This window comes from Enterococcus sp. AZ048 (assembly GCF_051715125.1).
Lineage (GTDB): Bacteria > Bacillota > Bacilli > Lactobacillales > Enterococcaceae > Enterococcus_A > Enterococcus_A gilvus.
In genome coordinates, this window is the sequence record NZ_JBIOTD010000001.1 from 2,790,001 (window position 1) to 2,792,500 (window position 2,500).

At 47.0% G+C, this 2,500-nt stretch carries 1 tRNA gene and 3 rRNA genes (2 of these 4 running past the window's edge); all 4 read right to left on the reverse strand.

Annotation, left to right across the window (positions count from 1 at the left end):
- A tRNA-Ala gene (locus tag IGI66_RS13685) sits at positions 1–35 on the reverse strand (it extends 38 nt beyond the left edge of the window).
- Between the two features lie 97 nt (positions 36–132).
- Positions 133–1,691: ribosomal RNA gene (locus IGI66_RS13690) — 16S ribosomal RNA — on the reverse strand.
- A 450-nt stretch (positions 1,692–2,141) separates the two neighbouring features.
- Positions 2,142–2,257: ribosomal RNA gene (gene rrf, locus IGI66_RS13695) — 5S ribosomal RNA — on the reverse strand.
- A 75-nt stretch (positions 2,258–2,332) separates the two neighbouring features.
- Positions 2,333–2,500: ribosomal RNA gene (locus tag IGI66_RS13700) — 23S ribosomal RNA — on the reverse strand; it runs 2,745 nt beyond the window's last position.

Sequence of the window (2,500 nt, forward strand, 5' to 3'; positions counted from 1 at the left end):
CAAAGCAGGCGCTCTCCCAGCTGAGCTAAGGCCCCGATATAAAATTGAGAGTAGACCTCTCAAAACTGAACGAATAAAAAGCAAGCCTGTGTAGTTTCCGTAACGTTCATCTAAGATGAACTATTTCCTTAGAAAGGAGGTGATCCAGCCGCACCTTCCGATACGGCTACCTTGTTACGACTTCACCCCAATCATCTATCCCACCTTAGGCGGCTGGCTCCAAAAGGTTACCTCACCGACTTCGGGTGTTACAAACTCTCGTGGTGTGACGGGCGGTGTGTACAAGGCCCGGGAACGTATTCACCGCGGCGTGCTGATCCGCGATTACTAGCGATTCCGGCTTCATGTAGGCGAGTTGCAGCCTACAATCCGAACTGAGAGAAGCTTTAAGAGATTAGCTTAGCCTCGCGACTTCGCGACTCGTTGTACTTCCCATTGTAGCACGTGTGTAGCCCAGGTCATAAGGGGCATGATGATTTGACGTCATCCCCACCTTCCTCCGGTTTGTCACCGGCAGTCTCGCTAGAGTGCCCAACTAAATGATGGCAACTAACAATAAGGGTTGCGCTCGTTGCGGGACTTAACCCAACATCTCACGACACGAGCTGACGACAACCATGCACCACCTGTCACTTTGCCCCCGAAGGGGAAGCTCTATCTCTAGAGTGGTCAAAGGATGTCAAGACCTGGTAAGGTTCTTCGCGTTGCTTCGAATTAAACCACATGCTCCACCGCTTGTGCGGGCCCCCGTCAATTCCTTTGAGTTTCAACCTTGCGGTCGTACTCCCCAGGCGGAGTGCTTAATGCGTTAGCTGCAGCACTGAAGGGCGGAAACCCTCCAACACTTAGCACTCATCGTTTACGGCGTGGACTACCAGGGTATCTAATCCTGTTTGCTCCCCACGCTTTCGAGCCTCAGCGTCAGTTACAGACCAGAGAGCCGCCTTCGCCACTGGTGTTCCTCCATATATCTACGCATTTCACCGCTACACATGGAATTCCACTCTCCTCTTCTGCACTCAAGTTTCCCAGTTTCCAATGACCCTCCCCGGTTGAGCCGGGGGCTTTCACATCAGACTTAAGAAACCGCCTGCGCTCGCTTTACGCCCAATAAATCCGGACAACGCTTGCCACCTACGTATTACCGCGGCTGCTGGCACGTAGTTAGCCGTGGCTTTCTGGTTAGATACCGTCAAGGGATGAACATTTTACTCTCATCCTTGTTCTTCTCTAACAACAGAGTTTTACGATCCGAAAACCTTCTTCACTCACGCGGCGTTGCTCGGTCAGACTTTCGTCCATTGCCGAAGATTCCCTACTGCTGCCTCCCGTAGGAGTTTGGGCCGTGTCTCAGTCCCAATGTGGCCGATCACCCTCTCAGGTCGGCTATGCATCGTTGCCTTGGTGAGCCGTTACCTCACCAACTAGCTAATGCACCGCGGGTCCATCCATCAGTGACGCAAAAGCGCCTTTCAAATAGAAACCATGCGGTTTCTATTGTTATACGGTATTAGCACCTGTTTCCAAGTGTTATCCCCTTCTGATGGGCAGGTTACCCACGTGTTACTCACCCGTTCGCCACTCCATTTCTTTCGGTGGAGCAAGCTCCGGTGAAAGAAAAAGCGTTCGACTTGCATGTATTAGGCACGCCGCCAGCGTTCGTCCTGAGCCAGGATCAAACTCTCATATAAAGTGTTTGAAACAATCTTGCGATTGTTAAGCTCAATTTTAATAATTGACTTGCTAGCATATTGCTTGCTATGTTGTTTGCTTCTATAGAATAGAAGCGCCCTACACATTTGGTTTGTTTTATTCGTTCAGTTTTCAAAGGTCTACGTTGTTTGTCGCTTTGTTTCAGCAACTTTTATATCTTAACAGGTTACTGAGTGAATGTCAACAACTTTTTTGAAGTTTGTTCAAAACTATGATTAACCCTTCAGTAACTTAGTTATAATAACTTAATACTATAAAAGTGTCAATAGTTTCATTTAACGAATTTTGTTTATCAGTCCAAACTCAAAAATATGTTGCTTTTATCACTACAATCAGCAATAGCATTTTGTCAATCAAAAAAATAATTCTATGACAAGAAACCATTACTTTTGAAATAAAAATTCCATCCCACATAAAGGATGGAATTCGCGTGGCGACGTCCTAATCTCACAAGGGGCAACCCCTCACTACAATCGGCGCTAAGAAGCTTAACTTCTGTGTTCGACATGGGAACAGGTGTATCCTTCCCGCTATCGCCACCACACTATGCTTTATCTGAGTAAACATCGTTCACTCAAAACTGGATCAGAAACTGTTAAACTACCGTGAATCAATTTTTTTGGTTAAGTCCTCGATCGATTAGTATCAGTCCGCTCCGTACATCACTGCACTTCCACTCCTGACCTATCTACCTGATCATCTCTCAGGGATCTTACTTTCTTAAAGAAATGGGAAATCTCATCTTGAGGTGGGCTTCACACTTAGATGCTTTCAGCGTTTATCCCTT